22 protein-coding genes are annotated in these 19313 nt (G+C 53.0%); 21 read left to right on the top strand and 1 reads right to left on the bottom strand.

Annotated elements, in window-relative coordinates:
* Nucleotides 1-2 precede the first annotated feature (2 nt).
* The 21 genes from ACR8BF_RS12125 (at nucleotide 3) to ACR8BF_RS12025 (ending at nucleotide 18098) form a co-directional block, all read left to right on the top strand.
* The gene (locus ACR8BF_RS12125) at nucleotides 3-2120 is read left to right on the top strand and encodes a phage terminase large subunit family protein (protein WP_434745025.1); all 2118 of its coding nucleotides are present in this window, start codon (nucleotides 3-5) and stop codon (nucleotides 2118-2120) included.
* Nucleotides 2120-2335: a hypothetical protein gene (locus ACR8BF_RS12120; RefSeq protein ID WP_191922088.1), complete on the top strand. Its 216-nt coding sequence runs from the start codon at nucleotides 2120-2122 to the stop codon at nucleotides 2333-2335. Before ACR8BF_RS12125 ends, ACR8BF_RS12120 begins: the two co-directional genes overlap by 1 nt.
* Nucleotides 2336-2343: 8 nt before the next feature.
* Nucleotides 2344-3852, top strand: coding sequence for a phage portal protein (locus ACR8BF_RS12115; RefSeq protein ID WP_434745024.1), 1509 nt, complete (start codon nucleotides 2344-2346; stop codon nucleotides 3850-3852).
* Complete coding sequence (locus ACR8BF_RS12110) at nucleotides 3812-5899, top strand: ClpP-like prohead protease/major capsid protein fusion protein (protein ID WP_434745023.1); 2088 nt, start codon at nucleotides 3812-3814, stop codon at nucleotides 5897-5899. Before ACR8BF_RS12115 ends, ACR8BF_RS12110 begins: the two co-directional genes overlap by 41 nt.
* 65 nt (nucleotides 5900-5964) lie before the next feature.
* The gene (locus ACR8BF_RS12105) at nucleotides 5965-6300 is read left to right on the top strand and encodes a capsid cement protein (RefSeq protein WP_136198157.1); all 336 of its coding nucleotides are present in this window, start codon (nucleotides 5965-5967) and stop codon (nucleotides 6298-6300) included.
* Nucleotides 6300-6659 carry a head-tail joining protein gene (locus ACR8BF_RS12100; RefSeq protein WP_187491675.1) on the top strand — a complete coding sequence of 120 codons (360 nt, stop codon included), beginning with the start codon at nucleotides 6300-6302 and terminating at the stop codon, nucleotides 6657-6659. Before ACR8BF_RS12105 ends, ACR8BF_RS12100 begins: the two co-directional genes overlap by 1 nt.
* 1 nt (nucleotide 6660) lies before the next feature.
* Entirely contained in the window at nucleotides 6661-7323 is a 663-nt protein-coding gene (locus ACR8BF_RS12095) for a hypothetical protein (protein WP_434745022.1), read from the top strand.
* A gap of 8 nt (nucleotides 7324-7331) precedes the next feature.
* A complete protein-coding gene (locus ACR8BF_RS12090; RefSeq protein ID WP_083068450.1) occupies nucleotides 7332-7886 on the top strand; it encodes a hypothetical protein in 555 nt (184 codons plus the stop codon).
* The gene (locus ACR8BF_RS12085) at nucleotides 7879-8478 is read left to right on the top strand and encodes a phage baseplate assembly protein V (RefSeq protein WP_083068448.1); all 600 of its coding nucleotides are present in this window, start codon (nucleotides 7879-7881) and stop codon (nucleotides 8476-8478) included. The genes ACR8BF_RS12090 and ACR8BF_RS12085 overlap by 8 nt, the downstream gene beginning before the upstream one ends.
* Nucleotides 8479-8516: 38 nt before the next feature.
* A complete protein-coding gene (locus ACR8BF_RS12080; protein ID WP_434745021.1) occupies nucleotides 8517-9986 on the top strand; it encodes a phage tail sheath C-terminal domain-containing protein in 1470 nt (489 codons plus the stop codon).
* Entirely contained in the window at nucleotides 9983-10489 is a 507-nt protein-coding gene (locus ACR8BF_RS12075) for a phage major tail tube protein (protein ID WP_083068444.1), read from the top strand. Before ACR8BF_RS12080 ends, ACR8BF_RS12075 begins: the two co-directional genes overlap by 4 nt.
* A 64-nt stretch (nucleotides 10490-10553) precedes the next feature.
* Nucleotides 10554-10841 (top strand): phage tail assembly protein, encoded by a 288-nt coding sequence (locus ACR8BF_RS12070; protein WP_083068442.1) that lies wholly within the window; start codon nucleotides 10554-10556, stop codon nucleotides 10839-10841.
* 114 nt (nucleotides 10842-10955) lie between these two features.
* Nucleotides 10956-12632: a hypothetical protein gene (locus ACR8BF_RS12065; RefSeq protein ID WP_434745020.1), complete on the top strand. Its 1677-nt coding sequence runs from the start codon at nucleotides 10956-10958 to the stop codon at nucleotides 12630-12632.
* Nucleotides 12629-13099 carry a phage tail protein gene (locus ACR8BF_RS12060; protein WP_242634072.1) on the top strand — a complete coding sequence of 157 codons (471 nt, stop codon included), beginning with the start codon at nucleotides 12629-12631 and terminating at the stop codon, nucleotides 13097-13099. Before ACR8BF_RS12065 ends, ACR8BF_RS12060 begins: the two co-directional genes overlap by 4 nt.
* On the top strand, nucleotides 13074-13289 hold the full coding sequence (locus ACR8BF_RS12055; RefSeq protein WP_163657268.1) for a tail protein X: 216 nt from the start codon (nucleotides 13074-13076) through the stop codon (nucleotides 13287-13289). The genes ACR8BF_RS12060 and ACR8BF_RS12055 overlap by 26 nt, the downstream gene beginning before the upstream one ends.
* Before the next feature lies 1 nt (nucleotide 13290).
* Nucleotides 13291-14406, top strand: coding sequence for a contractile injection system protein, VgrG/Pvc8 family (locus ACR8BF_RS12050; protein WP_434745019.1), 1116 nt, complete (start codon nucleotides 13291-13293; stop codon nucleotides 14404-14406).
* Nucleotides 14407-14440: 34 nt separating this feature from the next.
* A complete protein-coding gene (locus ACR8BF_RS12045; RefSeq protein WP_434745018.1) occupies nucleotides 14441-14788 on the top strand; it encodes a GPW/gp25 family protein in 348 nt (115 codons plus the stop codon).
* Nucleotides 14778-15692, top strand: a complete 915-nt coding sequence (locus ACR8BF_RS12040; protein WP_434745017.1) for a baseplate assembly protein — start codon at nucleotides 14778-14780, stop codon at nucleotides 15690-15692. Before ACR8BF_RS12045 ends, ACR8BF_RS12040 begins: the two co-directional genes overlap by 11 nt.
* Nucleotides 15685-16239, top strand: coding sequence for a phage tail protein I (locus tag ACR8BF_RS12035; protein WP_434745016.1), 555 nt, complete (start codon nucleotides 15685-15687; stop codon nucleotides 16237-16239). The genes ACR8BF_RS12040 and ACR8BF_RS12035 overlap by 8 nt, the downstream gene beginning before the upstream one ends.
* Nucleotides 16240-16241: 2 nt before the next feature.
* Nucleotides 16242-17657: a phage tail protein gene (locus ACR8BF_RS12030; protein WP_434745015.1), complete on the top strand. Its 1416-nt coding sequence runs from the start codon at nucleotides 16242-16244 to the stop codon at nucleotides 17655-17657.
* A gap of 3 nt (nucleotides 17658-17660) precedes the next feature.
* Nucleotides 17661-18098, top strand: coding sequence for a tail fiber assembly protein (locus ACR8BF_RS12025; RefSeq protein WP_434745014.1), 438 nt, complete (start codon nucleotides 17661-17663; stop codon nucleotides 18096-18098).
* Between the two features lie 36 nt (nucleotides 18099-18134).
* Here the strand turns inward: ACR8BF_RS12025 and ACR8BF_RS12020 are convergent, their stop codons facing one another.
* Nucleotides 18135-19265 (bottom strand): acyltransferase family protein, encoded by a 1131-nt coding sequence (locus ACR8BF_RS12020; protein ID WP_434745013.1) that lies wholly within the window; start codon nucleotides 19263-19265, stop codon nucleotides 18135-18137.
* Nucleotides 19266-19313 lie beyond the last annotated feature (48 nt).

Here is a 19313-nt window from a genome sequence, read left to right as displayed (position 1 = left end):
CCATGCATCAGGCCACGGCGGCAGAGATCAGAAAAAACACTGCCTCGATCATCCGTGCGCCACGCAGGTTGCCGGTAGCGGAGGCAGTGCATAGATACATGCGCGTCCCCGTGGGTGTAGGAAACTCAGTGGAATGGGACCCCGATTTAGCACCCTATATTATCGAGCCGATGAACTGTCTGGCATCGCGTGAGTATGATGCCGTGGTGTTTGTTGGCCCTGCTAGAACAGGCAAGACAATCGGCCTGATAGATGGATGGGTGGTCTATAACGTGGTCTGCGATCCGTCCGACATGCTGATCGTTCAGATGACGGAGGAGAAGGCGAGGGAGCACTCCAAGAAACGTTTGGCGCGTACGTTCCGTGTCAGCCCTGAAGTGGCTAAACGCCTCAGCCCGCTGCGCAATGATAACAATGTTCACGACAAAACATTTTTGGCTGGTAACTATCTAAAAATAGGCTGGCCATCCATCAACATCATGTCTTCATCCGATTTTAAATATGTTGCGCTGACCGACTATGACCGGTTTCCGGAGAACATAGACGGAGAAGGTGATGGATTTTCTCTGGCCTCAAAACGAACCACGACTTTCATGTCGGCGGGTATGACGCTGGTGGAGGGTTCACCAGGCAGAGAGATAACCAATACCAAATGGCGTCGACAGTCACCTCACGAAGCACCGCCAACAACCGGCTCTCTTTCCCTCTATAACCGTGGAGACAGACGCCGCTGGTACTGGCAATGTCCACATTGTGAAGAGTATTTCCAGCCAGAGATGGAGGTGATGACTGGTTATCGGGACGACACCGACCCGGTTAAAGCGAGTGAGGCCGCTCATATCTGCTGCCCTCACTGCAACAACGTCATTACGGCTGACCTGAAACGCGAACTGAATAAATCCGGTGTCTGGCTGCGTGAGGGTGAAAAAATTGATGTAGCCGGGAATCGTTCAGGTGAACCACGCCGCTCTCGCATCGCTTCGTTCTGGATGGAGGGACCAGCTGCGGCTTATCAGACGTGGGCGCAGCTGGTTTACAAATTACTGACCGCTGAGCAGGAGTATGAGGCAACGCAGAGTGAAGAGGCGCTAAGGGCGGTTATTAACACCGACTGGGGGCGTCCGTATCTGCCGCGTGCATCTGTCGAACAGCGCCAGTCAGATGTCCTGATGAAACGAGCCGAAGATTATGGCAAACGGCTGGTGCCGCCTAAAGTGCGGTTCCTGCTGGCAGCTGTGGATGTTCAGGGCGGTAAACGGCGGCGGTTTGTGGTGCAGATCATCGGCTACGGAGAAAACGGTGAGCGCTGGCTAATCGACCGCTACAACATCCGTCATTCGCTTCGACACGATGAAAACGGCGAGGCTATGCCAATTCGGCCTGATGCCTATCCGGAGGACTGGCAACTGCTGGTTTCTGACGTGCTGGATAAAACTTACCGGCTGCAGAGCAACGAGGAGCAGCGGATGACGGTTCTGGCGATGGCGGTGGACAGCGGCGGCGAGGAGGGCGTGACCGGTAATGCTTATAAATTCTGGCGGCAGTGTCGTCGGGACGGGCTGGCCAGACGCGTTTATCTCATCAAGGGCGACAGCACAAAACGCCAGAAAACAATTACCAAAACATTTCCGGATAACAGCGGCAGGGCAGATCGGCGTGCTGAGGTTCGAGGGGAAATCCCTGTTTATCTGTTACAGACCGATATGCTCAAAGACCAGCTGAGTAATAACCTGTCACGCGAAACGCCCGGCGCAGGCTACATCCATTTTCCGGACTGGCTGGGCGAATGGTTTTACGACGAATTGACCTATGAGGAACGTGGCGCTGATGGCAAATGGCGCAAACCGGGAAAAAGCGATAACGAAGCGTTTGACCTGTTCTGTTATGCGCAGGCTGTTGCCGTTCTGCGCGGATACGAAAAAATCCGTGACTGGGAAACCCCGCCGGCATGGGCGCGGGAGCAGGACGCTAACCCTGGCATTGTGACGGGCGATCAGCCCCGACAGAAAACTGAATCAAAACCCAAACCCAGACAACAAAACACGCCCAGACCTGCTCCGCAAAAAAGCCTCGCGGCAGAAGGCTGGTCAGGATCGTCAGGCAATGGAGGGTGGCTTTAGTGACGAGAAATGAGATTTACCAGATGCTCCTTACGGTGCGTCAGGCGTACGCCGATTCGCTGGATGGAAAATCGGTATCGTTTACCGGCGTAAACGGTCGGGCCATTACCAACCATGATCCGGTGGCATTACGTACCGAGCTGGATTACTGGGAAAGACGCTGGCGCGCTGCACGCGGTCGCGGCGGTTCTTACAAACTCGCCAGATTTAATTAAGGGCCAATATGGGATTTATTGAAAAAACACTCGGCGTTATTTCGCCAGGGTGGGCCGCTGCACGTGCGCAAAACCGCCTCCGGCTGCAGGCGTATGAGGCCGCTCACCCGTCCCGGTTGCATAAAAGTAAACGCGAATCCCGATCAGCTGACACCGCTGTGTTTGCAGCAGGAACCTCTCTGCGTGAGCAAGCGCGCTGGCTGGATGAAAACCACGATCTGGTCATCGGTCTGTTCGACAAAATGGAGGACCGGGTAATCGGAGCGCATGGCATCCACGTTGAACCACAGCCGCTCGACCTTGATGGCAATCTGCACGGCGATTTTGCCAGCCAGCTATCAGCATTATGGGCTGAATGGTCAGTGCGCCCGGAAGTGACCGGGATGCTTACCCGCCCCGAGGCAGAACGGCTGCTGTTGCGTTCGGCACTGCGTGACGGTGAGGTCTTCACTCAGCTGGTGCGCGGCAATGTAGCCGGGTTACAGCATGCCACATCAGTGCCGTTCTCGCTGGAAATGCTGGAGGCTGATTTCGTTCCCTACACCCTGAACAGCACGACAGGGCAGCAAATAAGGCAGGGCATCGTCGTTAACGCATGGGGGAGACCCACTGCTTACAAGGTCTATAAAAACCATCCGGCCTCATTTACCGGCTTTAACACTGAATTCAAAACTGTTTCCGCAGGCAGCATGCTGCATCTGGCGCAGCGCAAACGACTGCATCAGCTGCGGGGAATCAGCCTGATACATGGCGTTATCACTCGCCTGTCGGATATCAAAGACTACGAAGAATCAGAACGGGTCGCGGCGCGTATCGCTGCAGCGCTGGGGTTCTACATCCGGCGCGGTGATGCGCAGTCCCTGGATGACAGCGGGGAATTTTCGGAGCCTGGCGGGGAGCGGTTCTACAACATCGCGCCCGGCATGATTTATGACGAATTAAAGCCGGGTGAAGACCTGGGCATGGTGGAATCAAACCGCCCCAACGTTCACCTATACGAGTTCAGGAACGGGCAGATGCGGGCCGTTGCTGCCGGTACACGCGGCAGCTATTCCAGCATTGCACGCGACTACAACGGTACATACAGCTCACAACGTCAGGAGCTGGTGGAAAGTTTCGAGGGATATAACGTTCTCCAGCAGTGGTTTGTGGGACAGCACAGTCGTCCCGTTTACCGTGCATGGCTGGCAATGGCACTCCTGAGCGGTATCGAAATCCCTCCCGATGTAGACCGAAAATCTCTTTATAACGCGCTCTATCTTGGGCCGGTGATGCCGTGGATTGACCCGGTTAAAGAGGCGCAGGCGTGGAAAGCCAACGTGCGTGGCGGTGCCAGTACTGAGGCGGAGTGGGCGCGTGCGCGTGGCAAAAATCCGCAGGAGGTTAAGCGCCAGCGCCTGCGTGAAACCGAATTCAACCGGGAACATGGGCTGGTGTTCGATTCCGACGCCGCCAACGATAAAGGAGTGGTGTTAGATGCAACATCAAAAGAGTCAGACGACTCAAAAACTGATTAATCCTCAAGCCTCGCTGGCCGGTGTCGATGCGGCAAACGGTCAGTGCTGGTATGAGATTCGTGCGCAGGCAGCCGGGCGGGTAGAGATTTATCTCTACGACGTGATCGGCGGCTGGGGCATCACAGCCCAGCAGTTTGTGAATGAGTGCCGAGAGGCTGGCGTGTTTGAGGCCAGCGCCATCGACCTGCATATTCACAGCCCCGGTGGTGATGTGATGCAGGGCTTTGCCATTTACAACACGCTGTCACGCCTTAAAGCCACGATGGATATCTGGGTAGACGGCGTGGCCGCCAGTATGGCGTCCATGATTGTCTGCCTGCCGGGTGCCAACGTGCATATGCCGGAAAACGCTTGGATCATGATTCATAAACCGTGGGGCGGCATTGCTGGCGATTCCGATGAGATGCGCGATTACGCTGATTTCCTAGATCGTAATGAGGCGCTGATGCTCAACGCCTACATGAATAAAACCGGTCTGGGGCGCGAAGAGCTTGAGGCAATGCTGAAAGCCGAAACCTGGCTGAGTGGTGCGGAAGCCGTTGAAAAAGGTTTTGCCGATACCCTGGAACCTGAACTGCAGGCAGCAGCCTGTATGAATGAAAACAAACTGAAGGATTACACCAACATGCCTCAACAACTCCAATCACTGTTTACGCCACGCGCGGAAGGAAACACAAACACTCAGACGCCAGCGCCGCAGGTTCCTGCCCCGCAGGCAGCAGTCACGCCGCCCGCGCCGGTTCAGGCAGGCAACATCGATATCAGTGCACTGGCTGTTCAGTTGCAGCAGCAGATGCAGACGGCGAACGCTGAGCGCGTTAATGCTGTTAGCGCAGTGTTTGAGTCATTTCCGGCATTTGCCTCTCTGCGCACCGAATGTATCAGTGATATGTCATGCTCAGCGGAAGTTGCGCGCGGCAAACTGCTCACCGCGCTGGCTGCCGGTACAACGCCGCTCGCCGGTCCGGGTGCCATTCATCTGCATGCGGGTAACGGCAATCTGGTGGGCGACTCAGTTCGCGCTGCAATCATGTCACGCGTGGGCTATGCGGAAGCAGAAAAAGATAATGCGTATGCAGGCTATACGCTGCGTGAGCTGGCACGTGCTTCTCTGGTTGATCGCGGGATCGGTATTGCCGGTCATCAGACTCCGATGGCAATGGTGGGTCTGGCATTCACCCACAGTAACAGTGATTTTGGCAATATCCTGATGGACGTGGCTAATAAAGCGGCGCTGATGGGCTGGAATGAGGCCGAAGAAATTTTTGATAAATGGACGCGGAAAGGGATTCTGACTGATTTCAAAACGGCGCATCGCGTTGGCCTTGAGACGTTCCCGACACTGAGCAAGGTGCGTCCGGGCGCTGAATATAAATATGTCACGTTGAAAGATCGTGGCGAGCCGATTGCGCTGGCAACCTACGGCAACCTGTTCAGTATTGACCGTCAGGCCATCATCAATGACGATCTGTCCATGCTGACCGGGATTCCGCAGGCGATGGGAAGCGCAGCCCGAGCAACAGTAGGCGATCTAGTCTGGGCCGTCCTGACCAGCAACCCGAAAATGTCAGACGGTAAGCCGCTGTTCCATGCCGACCACGGCAACCTGATTAAAGCCGGTCTGAGCATTGAAGGTCTGGACACGGCACGCAAGGCGATGAAGTTGCAGAAATCAGGTGAGCGTAACCTGAATATTCGCCCTGCGTTTATGCTGGCACCCGTCGCTATCGAGTCACGCGCCAACCAGCTGATCAAATCTGCCAGCGTGCCGGGTGCTGATGTTAACAGTGGCATCAATAACCCGATTCAGAACTTCGTGGAGGTCATGTCGGAGGCGCGTCTGGATGACAGCAGCGCGACTGATTATTACCTGGCTGCAGCGCAGGGCCGCGACACTATCGAGGTCGCCTATCTGGACGGCATTGATACCCCGTATCTGGAGCAGCAGCAGGGGTTCACCATTGATGGTGCGGCGTTCAAGGTTCGCATTGATGCAGGTGTTGCCCCTCTGGATCATCGGGGCCTGGTTAAAGTCACCAACAAATAAGCCGCCTCCGGGCGGCTTTCTTATATCCGGGCGGCGCAGGCCGCCTTTTTCATTGGAGAGTAACGATGGCAACGAATTATCAGCAGGACGGCAGAACGATTGATTATCTGAACACCGGCGCTACTGAAATTGCCTCCGGCGAGGCAGTGGTTGTGGGGGCGCTGGTGGGTGTAGCGCATGACGATATTCTGGCGGGTTTATGGGGTGTGCTTCATACGGCTGGGGTGTTTGTACTGCCAAAAGCGGCAGAGTCTGTCGGGACGGGCCAGAAACTCTATCTTGCAGACGGCAAGGTGACGGCGGAAGCAGGTGAAGATGCTACGCCAAATCCTCTTGCCGGTACTGCCTGGGCGGATGCTGAAGCCGGTGACGAGTCTGTTGCCGTGCGGCTGGGCTTCTGATGAACCGCTTCCGTTCGCGGCTGGCAAAGGCGGATGCCCGGATTAACCGGGCGTTTGCTGAGGAATCTCCGGCCACCCTGCTAATGGGAGGTGAGGCGCGCCCGGTGGTGGTGATATTTGAATCGCCCGATTCACCTGTGAGTGTGCCTGGCGGCGGTGAGTTGCAGGACTACTCGCCAGCATTCAGCGCCATGACGGCTGATATTGCCGATCTTTCCAAGGGTGACGGCGCGGTGGTGAATGGCGTCAATTATCGCGTCACTCATGTGGGAACCGATGAACAAGGCCGCACCCGCGTTTCGCTGGCGTTCGGTGAGCCGGGAAAACCCCAGCCTGAGATAAATAACTGGAGTAAATGAAATGGCACGTGAATCGCGGCTAAGGCGGGATTTACCCGTGGATATTGACGTTACCGCTATCTGGCGGATAGCGGAAAAAATCGGAGCCACACAAAAACAGTTTCGTGCCGCGTATTCACGGGCATTACAGCGAACAGGGGCAACGCTGAGAAAGCGGGCAATGGCCGATCTTAAAGATGGCCTGGCACCGCGCAGCATGAATATGGTGCGCCGTCGCCTCCTGTCGTTTCGTGTTCAGCCAGCCTCTAATTCCACGCTGGATAATTTCCGACTGTGGTTTGGCCTGAACGCGATAAAGGTGAAAGACCTGAAAGGGAAAATCTCTGGCCGCGTGCGGCCACATCATGATCGGCGCGATAAAAATACGGGCCGGTTTATTAAATCGCGGCGACGGGCCAGTACCGTGGGATTTACCCCTAAAGGAAACCTGCTATCAGCCCGCACGTTTGAGAATGGGGAGGTGGCACGTAGTCGCCGCGACAACCGACGCACGATAGTGATCCGTGACCCGGAAACGCGCCGCACCCGTGATGCTGAAATTGATATCTATGAACCGATGCTGAACTACGTTGAGGACAACGCGTTTGCAGAGGTCATGGATATTTTCATGCACCATTTCGAGAGTGATCTGCGTGGCCGGGTTAAGGCCAGAATTTCTGTGTGAGGTTTGTAATGGCTGAACCGTTAATGATGGGGCAGTACCATGACGCCGTGATTTCGGCGCTGAAAAATATAGCGTGGGTGCAGGATGCTGATGCCTATCCCGAAAAAAACATTCCCCGATTCACTGGATTAACCACGCCCGCAGTGTATTTCACAATTAACAGCTGGGAGCAGGGTGGCGGTAATGAGGGCCAGCTGCAGGTCTCGCTCAGCTGTGATCTGTTTGTCGTGGTGGATTCTGAGGGAGCCAGCGCCAGTAAACCTGAAATTTTTTTGCGAACTGCAGCAGCAGATATCACTCAGTGGATTGATGGTCAGCAATTTGGTATCAGCCACATAGAGCCAGCTGAATTCATATCGGCTGAACGTGATGAGTTTGATCCCCGTATGGATGATTACCTGGTCTGGCGGGTTTCATACACGCAATCAGCCGCATTTGGTGCTGATCCGTTTGCGCCATCAGGGGTGCCGTTGCGTAAGGTGTGGCTGGGTAAATCACCCGATGTAGGGCGTGCGCATGTCGATGACTATCGGCTGATCTGGGAGTCAAAAGCCGATGAGTGATATCAGTGGAGACCTGCAGCGGCGGCTGGCTAATCTCATCCGCCGTGGCGTGATTCACTCAGTCCGCCATGATAAGCAGCCAAAATGCCGTGTCGATCTCGGGGATATCGTCACCACCTGGCTGCCACTTTGTCAGGGTTTTTCTGGGGCTAACCGTTCCGACTCAAACCCCTGCGCAGTGGGTGATGCTGTAACCGTGCTGTCAGAGGCCGGAGAGCTGAACAATGGCCGTGTGTTTCCGGGCTGGAATACGGGAGCAATGCCTGTTCCGGAGGGTAGCGATAGCGAGCACATCACCCGCTATAGCGATGGTACCGAAATCAGGTATGACCGGGAGGCCCATGCACTGACAATCAAAATCGCGGCAGGGGGATCATACAAAATTGTTGGAATCGGCACGCTGGATGGTCCTGTTGAAATCACTGAAACGCTAACGGTGCAGGGGAAAACGCAGGTTAACAGCGACATTGAAGCGACCGGCGATATCAGTGACGGCACCGGCACTATGAGTAAAATCCGGGAGGTGCATAACGACCACGACCACCCCGGAGACAGTGGTGGAATAACCGGTAAACCTAATCAGAAAATGTAACCTGCTTCGGCAGGTTTTTTTATGCCTGGAGAAAACAGATGGGTGATTTACATGGTGTTGAAACGATAGAGTTAACCTCTGGCACCGTTGCAGTAACAACGATTCAGACGGCAATTATTGGGCTGGTGGGAACCGCTCCTGATGCATCAGCCGGTACGCCAGCCAGTGCTACGACCGGAACCCCGATACTCGATAACGTGCTGAACTTCAAAACAACCATCATCGGCAGAGCGGGAAATGTTATCAGCGTGGAGGCTGTTGCAGGTGTACCCGACTCGACTGTAAAGGCAGCTGTTCCCACATCAGCATCATGGGATGCCGCCGCACTCAAACTCAGCATCACGCTGGGCTGCGATGAGGATGGGGTGCTGAATGCAACTCCCGCTGATGTTGTTGCCGTCGTACCTGCACAGGATGGCGCGAAAATACTGGTTTCAGGCAGTGGAGCGGGCTTTGTCACGCCATTTACGCTTCAGCTGACTGGTGGAGAGGATGAACCGTTCCCGCTCAATACGCCCGTGGCGATTGTTGGCACAACGATGATGTCCCGCCTGGGTGACACCGGAACGCTTAAGCAGGCCATTGCTGACATTAATGACCAGCGCAACGCTCTGACCGTAATTGTGCGCGTCAGTGAGGAAACAACTAAAGAGAAGCAGCGTGCCGCCGTTCTTGCTGGTATCGGTAAACTTTCATCTGCTAAATCCGCGACCACCTATCAACCGCGCATTGTTATTGCACCCGGTTTCAGTGAGGACGACGCGGTAGGCAAAGCACTGGAGACGGTTGCCGGTAAATTGCGAGCTGTGGCTTATGTTGACTGTGCGTCAGGCGCAACACTGCAGGAGGTGGTCCAGCGCCGCCAGTCATATGGCGCACGTACCGAGCTTTTGCGTCCGCGTGTTCAGACGAGCAACAGTGACGGCCAGTTGGTATACCGGGCCTATTCCGCGTTTGCTGCCGGGCTGCGTGCCCGGATCGATTTCGAAAAGGGATGGTGGTGGAGCAAATCCAATCAGGACATCAACAATATCCTCGGCGTTGAACAGATTGATGAATTTATCCTCGGTGAAAGAAATTGCGATGCCAACCTGCTGAATATGCAGAACGTCTCAACCATCGTGCGTCGTTCGGGATTTAAACACTGGGGAAACCGTCTGTGCGCAGACGAGCCGCAGTGGCATTTTGAATCGGTGCGCCGAACGGCGGACGTCATTGAGGACAGCATTCAGGAGGCCATGCTGCCGTACGTGGACCGTCCTCTGGACTGGGAAAATGCTGATGACATCATTGGCACCATTAACTCATATATGCGGAAACTGGTCAGGCTGAAAGCCATTTTCGGTGGCGAAGCCTGGCTGGATAAGGAGCTGAACACAAAAGAAACGCTGGCAGCGGGTGAACTTTATATCAATTACGATTTTGGTCCTAAGTCACCAACCGAGCTGATCAGCCTGCGTGTCCGGGTTAATAACAACTATGCGCTTGAGGAGATGCTGGCGGCATGAGTGATAAAAATACATTACGCGTCTGGACGTTTTTCAGGCAGGGGGTGCGCATTCAGGGCGCGCACGAATTCACGCCGCCGACACTGGCGATCGTCAAAACCGATTTGCGTACCGGCGCGCAGGACGCACCGACACCCGTTGATGACGGCATGGAGGCAATGACCTGTCAGATTAAATTTTACGGCATCGATACCGACATGCTGACGGCGTTCGGTTTCGTCAGTGGCAGTCGCCCACGCTTCACTGCCTATCAGGGTTATCTGGCTAACGGCACCGCCCTGGGAACGGTTGAGGAGATTGAGGGTTTTGTTCATACGGTCACTCCCGATGCGCGGGGTAAAGACGCTCTTTCAGAGAACGCCATCACGGTTGACATTGCGGTCAGCTATTACAAACAGACTAAAGACGGTCAGGAGCTGTTTGAGATCGACACAGAGCGATTTGCCCGGCGCGTTAACGGCGTTGACGTGCTGGCCGGGCTGGCATCAAAAGTTCGTCTGTAATCTGTCTCCCTTAATCCTTCACTCATAACGGCCTCCGGGCCGTTTTTTATTTCAGGTGCTAATTATGAGTTTTCCCGCTTCAACACGAACCATCAAACTTTTTACCCCCGTCACGCTGGAGGGTGGCGCAGAGTTAAACGTTGTGCATATGCGCGAACCGCTGGTGCGCGACCGCATCGCGCATGCAAAAGATCGCGGTAATGAAGAGGAGAAGGAAGCGCGGATGATTGCGCAGCTATGTAACCTCAGCGAACAGGATATCTGGCAGCTGACAGCAGCGGATTATGCGCAGCTGACGGATGCCTTCAACGTTTTTATGCTCCCGCCCGGAGAGCGACCGAAGGAGAGTTGATCCGGGCTATACGCTTTCTGGGCAGGCGGCTGCATTTCCCCATGGGGGACTATCTGAATATGCCATTCAGCACGTTTTCCGATTTTCTGTTTGACGAAATGGAGGCATTAAACCGTGGCCGGAATAAGTCAAAACCTTAAAGCCACCATAACGTTTGGCGGCAATATCGACAGTTCATGGAAACGCTCATCGACCGACCTGCAAAAGAACCTGAAAGCGGTGGGAAAAGAATCCGAGCGTCTTACTAAGGACCAGACAAAACTCGCCACCGAGATCAAAAAAGCCAAGTTGGCTGGAAACAGCATCAGCGATTTGAAACGTCAGTACAGTTCGGTGACGCGTGAGATACGCAAAACCGAGGCCGAACAGCAAAAATTGAACCGCCAGATTCAGCGTGGTGAGCGGATTAATGCCTTTATAGGCAAGGCGGGTGGGCTTTTCAGGCGCGGCTTAAACGTCGGTGGCCACCTCGGGGGCATGGTGGCACCTGGTCTTGGGATTGGCGGCGGCGGTGTGGTTGCCACCGCGCTGGCGTCACTCATTGCGCCAGCTGCCACCAATGCCGAAACAGCGCGGCAGACGGGTGTAGCGCGCAGCTATGGCGTTGATGTGGAGACCTACAATGCGTGGGACTCGCTGGCAAAACAGTACGACATGACCGGCGAGAATTTTGGCGATCTCTTTGAGGAGTACTTGCACAAGTCCGGGGAGTATAAGCAGAACGGCAAGCAGGGTGCGCTGCAGGACGCCTTTGAAACGCTGGGGTTCAAAGCGGGTGACATGGCTGGCCTGAGCGACATGGCGCAGTTCAGTAAAATCATTGAGCGTGCGCTGAGCCTGAAAGATGAGTCAAAAGCCTCGTTCGCTCTGGATTCTCTTTTCGGCGGCGAAGCCAGCAAGCTGCTGATGCTGGTGAAACAGTCTGGCAGGAGCTATCGCGACTTAATGGATGAGCAGCATCGCTATAACCTCGTCACCAAAGCGGGTGCTGACGGCGCGGTGGAGGGCAATAAAGCGGTTGAGAACCTTAAAACCGTTCTCTTCAGCGCGGGTGCGGAGATATCGGGACAACTGGGCAATCAGCTTGCTCCCCGCATCAGGGAACTGACTGATGATTTGGCTGAGTGGTTTAAAGGCGGCGGCATCAGCAGGGTAGTAAAATTTCTGCGCGATGATCTTTATCCCGGCGTACTGACGTTCGGCCAGGGCGTGGTGTATGTCGGGAAAATTATTTATGCCCTGGCTAAAAAACTCTCCTGGCTGCTACCAGATGAGCGGGGGGATCAAAAAAATGTTTTGAAATCGCTGGCAATGACGGGATCGGTCGATATCGCCAGACTGACGGCAAAACGCAACGGTCAGGAAGAGTGGTTTGATCAGCAGTTGAAGCAGCACCCGGAATTGCCGGAACAGGTTAAAAAATCTTTTACCGCTACCCGTGGGTTTTTCAACGATGACGATGAGACGTTTGATAAATCGCTCGATCCTTTTCTGACTGCGAAGAAAGAGGGATTGCCGGATTTCACGGATGCCCTGAAAAACAATTCTGCAACGTCGGATACTCAGTCAGGCAGGAGGTGGGATGACTTAAACAGTGGTCTTGCTGCAGCTGACAGTCAGCAGAAAGCGTATCAGATGACCGATAACCGGAAATTTGAATACCGGTTCGAAATCAACGGTGCACAGGGACAGAGCGAGCGTGGGATTGCCGACGAGCTGGAGTCCATTACCAAAACCAACCCGGCATTCACGGGAGATAACAGCATGCTGGATGGAGGTGCTATCTGGTGAGTGAAATAATCCCTTTAATTGAGGCATCCGGACAGGCACAGCAGTCCGCCATTCGTGGTAGTCAGGCTGACCGCGTCATGATGATGCTGGGCGATTTTGCCTTCTCCATTGATACCACAGCGTTTAAATCACTTTCACGTGAGGCTAGCTGGAACTGGAGTGAACAGGAGAGGATAGGCAAACAGAGTCTGCTGCAGTACACAGGAAAACCCGGGCGGACGGTGCGGCTTGATGGCGAGGCACATGCGTTCTTTCGTAACGGCGTGGATGCGGTTAATGACCTTTACGACCTGGCTGATTTGGCTCAGCCCCAGTTGCTGGTGAGTGGTGAGGGCGATGTGCTGGGCTGGTGGGCGGTAACTCAATTCAGCGATACAACTGATCGGTTCCTGCCGGGAGGCGGACACCGTAATAAAAACTGGACGATGACGTTAAAACATTATGCCGACGATATATCAAACCCGTGATGGCGATGTGCTGGACGCTATTTGCGCAGATCATTATGGCACTGCAAATCTCTCATCCAACGTTTCAGCGGTACTGGAGGCAAATCGGGGGCTGGCAGACAGGGATGCCATTCTTACTGCAGGAGTCGCTATTACGCTCCCGGACCTGACCACGCCGGTTACTGATTCGGCATTTAGTTTATGGGATTAACATGGCTGAACAGATTGTAAATCCAGAGTATGCGCCAGCATTCAGTGTAAGCGCAGAGGGCAAGGACATTACCCGCGCTCTGCAGGAGTGTCTGAGCGAACTCACCCTGACGGATAATGGCGGGGCAACAGCCAAAGCGGATGAACTTAAAATCACGCTGCTTTCTCAAACTCTGCCACTGCCATCTAAGGGAGCACGTTTGAGGGTGGCGATGGGCTTTAATGATCAGCTGGTCGATAAGGGGTGGTTTGTTGTTTCGGGGGTGGGTAGTAGTGGGCCACCTCGCCGCGTTGAAATCTATGCCACTGCCGCACCAATGAACGCCCAGAAACATCCCGGTAACGTGCTGAACCACAAAACGCGTAGTTGGGATGATATCCGGCTGGCCGATCTCGTTAAAACCGTTGCCACAGACAACGGACTAAAACCGAAAGTGGCCGCAGAACTCGCAGAAATTCATATCGATCACATCGACCAGGTTGCAGAGTCAGACGCCAATCTGATGTCGCGGCTGGCGAGAACCTACAATGCCATCAGTAAACCCGCTGGTGGGTACTGGCTGTTTCTGGTGCAGGGGGCGATGAAAACTGCTGTCGGTAAGGAGACAGGAGGTATCACCATCACCCCCGATGAACTATCCAGCTGGACTTATAATGAGGGCCAGCGCGGTAGCACAACTGGTAAGGCTACAGGCAGTGATGGCAAAGCAAGTGGTAAAGTTGGGGTGCGCTATTACGATGAAGCTGATGGCAGGACGAAAACCACCACAGTTGATCATGATGGACCGTCAATCACCAATCCCTATACCCAATCTGGAAAATCCATTGCAGACCAGCAGGCCAAAGCCCGCAAAACGCAGGCACAGCGTAACGAGCAAAAAATGACGCTCACTGGCCCATGCCGTCCCAGACACATTGCTTTAACGGCTGAGTCTGGTGTTACGACGTCCGGATTTGGTTCCAGCGAGGATCGCTCCTGGCTGGTGGAATCGCTTGTTTTCTCACTGACCTCATCAGGCCTGAGTTTCACTTATAACCTGGTGGTTAACATCAACGCTAAAGGCAAGAAAGGCAAAAAGGGCAGCACGGATAAAACCGGGCCGGCCTATTTCGGTTAACCCTCCAGACAGCCTCTTTCAACGGATAACTCTCATGAACGGTGTAAATATCCGGACGGGCAAACGCCTGTCGGGTTCGGCGCATCTGCGCCAGTCGTGCAGCGACATTCTGACCACGCCGATAGGCAGCAGGGTTTTAGTTCGCGATTACGGTAGTGAGCTGCCGGATTTGGCAGATGCGCCTCGTGACGATCTGACCCGGTTACGGATTATTGCGTCCACTGCAAAAGCCCTGGCGCGCTGGGAACCGCGACTGCAGGTGACGCGGGTTGTTGTTTCACTTCCCGACGATGAATCCACGTTCATTGTGGATGTTGAGGGAATCAATAAAGAAAGCGGCACCCCAACAACTACCGGAGACATAGCTATCAATGGCAATTAGTTCTGATGTTATTAATCTGTCTGAGCTGGAGGTTCCGAACGCCATTATCGTGCCTGACGCGTCAAACATTTTTGCCCGGTGGCTGGCGCGTCTGCGCGAACTGGACCCGGAGTTTGATGCGCTGGTGGAGTCGGACCCGGCCTATAAACAGGGCGAGGTAAATGCGTATCAGCTGACGCTGGCATTTCAGCGCGTCAATGACGCCGTGCGTGCCGTATTTCTGGCAAGCGCCAGAGGTGCAGACCTGGATCAGATTGGTGCAAATTTCAATGTTAAACGCTATGTCATTACTCCTGCTGACCCTGATGCTGTTCCGCCTGTGGATGCGGAACTGGAGGACGATGATGCCTACCGGGAGCGTATCCAGCTGTCATGGGCGCAGCTTAATACCGCAGGAGCGCGTAACGCATATCGCTTTCATGCGCGGTCGGCTGATGCTGACGTGCTGGATGCAGATGCATACGGGCCAGAGGATCACAGTCGTCCGGGAGAGGTCGACGTATACGTGCTGTCGAGAACGGGTGACGGCACAGCCCCTCAGACACTTCTGGATAAAACGGCAGCCAATCTGAGCGCTGATGAGGTTCGCCCGCTGACGGATTTCGTGAGCGTTAAAAGCGCGATCATACAGCGATACAGCATCACGGCAGAGCTGGAAATCCCCGATGGGCCGGATGCGCAGACGGTGCTGGATAATGCGATCAGCGTTGCAACGAGTTACGCAGCACTCTCTCACCGAATTAATACGGTCATACCTTTGTCCGCCATCTATGCCGCTCTGCAACAGCCTGGTGTGGTCAGGGTGAGGCTGGCAAGCCCTGCAGCAGATATTGAGGCTGATATGGGGAAAGCGCCGTGGTGTCAGGCAATCAGCGTCACGATAAGAGGGTCTGGGAATGGCTGATAAATTTCGCTCGCTGTTACCACAGAACGCTCTTCATCAGGAGCGAGCGCTGGAGCAGGCATCACGGGAACAGATTCTCGCCATCAAAACCGGCATGGTCAGAAGCGTTAAAAGTGCAGATGACTGCCCTTACCATCTGCTGCCCTGGCTGGCATGGGAGCTATCGGTCGATTTCTGGGATGAAAGCTGGACTGAGGAAGATAAGCGCCAGGTCTGCCGCGATGCTGCCTATGTGCATCAGCATCGTGGCACTGCAGGCGCTGTTAGGCGTGCGCTGGGGGCGGTGAGCCTGCCCACTACAGTTATTGAGTGGTGGCAGGAAAACCCGCGCAGAGCGCCGTACACGTTTCGGATTGAGGTCTACAGCCTGCAGGGCATAGATGACAGCCTGTATAGCCGCATACGGCGTCAGGTGAATAAGGCTAAAAATTTACGCAGCTATCTCAGCAGCATTGATGTGATCGCTGACGTTGGCGCAGCAGGAAATTATTACACAGGCGGTGCGGTAACTGCGTACATCGACGCTGTGATTCAGACTGGAGAATAATCGTGGCAGAGCAATATTACAGCATCCTCACGAACCGGGGAAAAGAGCTGGAGGCGGCGTCGTCTGCAAACGGCACGCCGGTCGTTATCAAAGATTTTGTAATCGGTGATGGTAACGGGAAGGCCGCAACGCCAAATCCGTCGCAAACTGCACTGATTCGTGAAGTATACCGCCATGCTATATCCGGGCTGGACGTATCTCAGGAGCAATCTAACCAGTGGGTAGCTCATCTCGTTGTTCCGGCTGATGTGGGCGGGTTCACTATTCGTGAAGTGGGACTGTTAACTGATACCGGAGAACTCTATGCAGTGGCGAATTGCGCTGCCATTGAAAAGCCGGTCAGCGGTATCAACGTCAGCCTGCAGTTTCGTCTGGCCGTAAATGAAACCGCCAGCATTGAACTTAAGGTGGCCACAGGCGATGGCTTGTTTTTGAGGCAGGACGCAAATCTTAGTGACCTGAATAATATTGCTAAAGCACTGGAAAATTTAGGGCTGAATCTCGTCGGTAACTGGCAAGCCGTGCAGGCTAACGGCGGTAAACATTCGTCCGGCAAACACCGTATTTACATGGATTGGAATGATGGTGACCGCAAATTATATATAACCGTTGATGAAACGGACGTCGGCGAGTTGTTCTCAACGCAAAATCCTCCCACAGCAGCGCAAACAGGCGCATATCCCCGCACGGGTGGGAATCTGGATGAAGAAGCAAGTATTTCGCTGATTTCTAACTCGAAAAATCCCACTACAGGCACTGTGATTTATTCGCCCATGTACCGTGTTGCAATAAAGGGGCGCGGAGGCGATCAGGATTTTAAAGACGGCGCATCGGGATTCATGCGGATCGTCGAGGAAGTCGGGACTCGGGCCTATTTGCAACTCCAATGGGATGGGTTCGGCACCATACATGAGTTCAGGTTTGATCAGAACGGCAACACGCAAATTTATGGTAAAGCTTACACCGGCAGCGGAGCCAGTTTTCTGGCTGAGGACGGCAATGTTTATGGCCCCGCATGGGGCGGCTACCTAAGTACTTGGGTGGATGCACAAATCGGCGGACAGATAAGCAACAACAACAATTGGGTTAACAATAACTTTCAGCCTAGAAATACCGGCAATCCAGGGGGAGGCTGGTGGAGAGACAGCGCAACTGGTTTGATTATTCAGGCTGGTACGGTAGCTGTTCCTGTATCGGGCAGCGCTGGTAGCGCCTCATTCTCGTTTCCACTGGCATTTCCCAACGGCGTGGTATCGATTGTTGGCAGCACTGCGGATCAAGCGTCATCAGCTGGGTATGTAGCCTGCGCTGCATTTCTTAACCTGAGCACTACTGGGGCATACGTTATGGTTGATACTAACGCCTCGCGAAATATGGACCGAACTCAATACGTTCGATATATAGCCTATGGAGTTTAATTAATGGAAAGCGATAAATATTACTATAGCGCCAAGACAGGTGGTTTTTATCGGGAGTCCGATAGGGAGTTATATGAAAACACCAATTCCGGCTGGCCTGAAGACGCGGTAGTTATAACAGATGATGAATATAAATCTCTGTTTGAGGGGCAAGCGGTTGGGAAAATAATTACAGCTGACAGTAAGGGTAAGCCGACTCTCACAAATCCCATTATTGAATGGAATAAAATAGCAGAAACGCAGCGGCAGAGCCTGCTTAGTGAAGCAAACACGACTATTGCTGATTGGCGTACAGAGCTTCAATTAGATGTTATAAGTGATGATGATAAGGCTATTCTTGTTAAATGGATGGCCTACATTAAAGCTCTTAAGGAATTAGATCTAAGCACTATCCACGACGAGTCAGGGTTAAGCTTGGTCACATGGCCCAGCAAACCATGAATTAAAAAAAATGCCGCCGTCTCAGGCGGCTAGATTTTAGCTAACTGCAATAACTGGCTTGTGGAGTTTATTTAACAGTTTCCTTCTCAAATGATTACTTAGTCCAACCTCGAATGACTTATAAAAAGCCATCGAGAATAACGCAGTAAAAATTAATGCCATTAGTGTTGTTGTTACTCCCGTAAATGAACCGTGGTAATGCCGGGAGATGAGCTTCCGAGCCAGAGATAGACCATGTGGATGCATTAAATAAATAGAAAATGATATTGTGCCAATAGATGTTAAAAATTTAGGAGCGTTTATTCCATATTGATATTCATAACATGAAAGCGAAAGTAAGAGAAAAAATGAAGCTGCCGCAAAATCATAATTACCGTTCCCCGGCGCGTTGCCGAATCCCAACAGAATATAGATATAATATGTAGTGGATAAAAATATAACCACCCAGCCCGCACACCTAGAGTGATATAACCTCTTGTTAATTGCAATGTGGCCGATGAATATACCTGCCAAAAACTCTAACATCATGGCGTTGGTCATTAGGGCTAAATAACCGCGATATCCGTAATTAATGTTAGGTAGTGGGATGTCATAATTATTGGCTAGGCGTGGTAGTGCGACGAAAGAGGATATAATAACAGTTATTATAATGTGTTTATGCTTTCGAAAAAGAAGAGCGAATCCACAGATAGTATAAAAAACGAATTCATAATTTAGGGACCAACCTACAAACAGTCTTGGATAGCCGAAGTAAGGAGCGGCCTGAGTAATATCAGCCGGAAGGAACGAAAAAGAGCGCAAAGTTGAAGACCATTTATCCCATGAATTTCCGGCTATGAAAAGTGTGGCTATAAAGTATGGCGGAAAAATACGGCATACTCTTTTTATTAAAAAGGCCTCTGAAGATTTTATTCCGTTTTTTTCATTTAATGTAACATAGTAAACAATAAATCCGCTTATCATAAAAAATAGGTCAACCCCGATTGCACCCTGAGCAAATAACCAGTTAGCTACAGGAAAATCCGTGGCGAGGTCGGTTCGAAAATGAAACATCACAACCAACATCGCAGCAAGACCCCGCAGAGATTGGATTGAATTTAACTTTTTCTGATTGCACTGCATTCTGAATAAAATCCCTTTAGAAATCACAATGAGGTCTTTGATCATATCTTCCAGATATTCTCGAGAATTGAGTTAGATCATTGCGACAAGGAA

This window comes from Candidatus Pantoea rara (assembly GCF_051136265.1).
Classification (GTDB): Bacteria; Pseudomonadota; Gammaproteobacteria; order Enterobacterales; family Enterobacteriaceae; genus Pantoea; species Pantoea rara.
The sequence above is the reverse complement of the archived record's forward strand: the minus strand, read 5'-3'. Positions and strand labels throughout refer to the sequence as shown.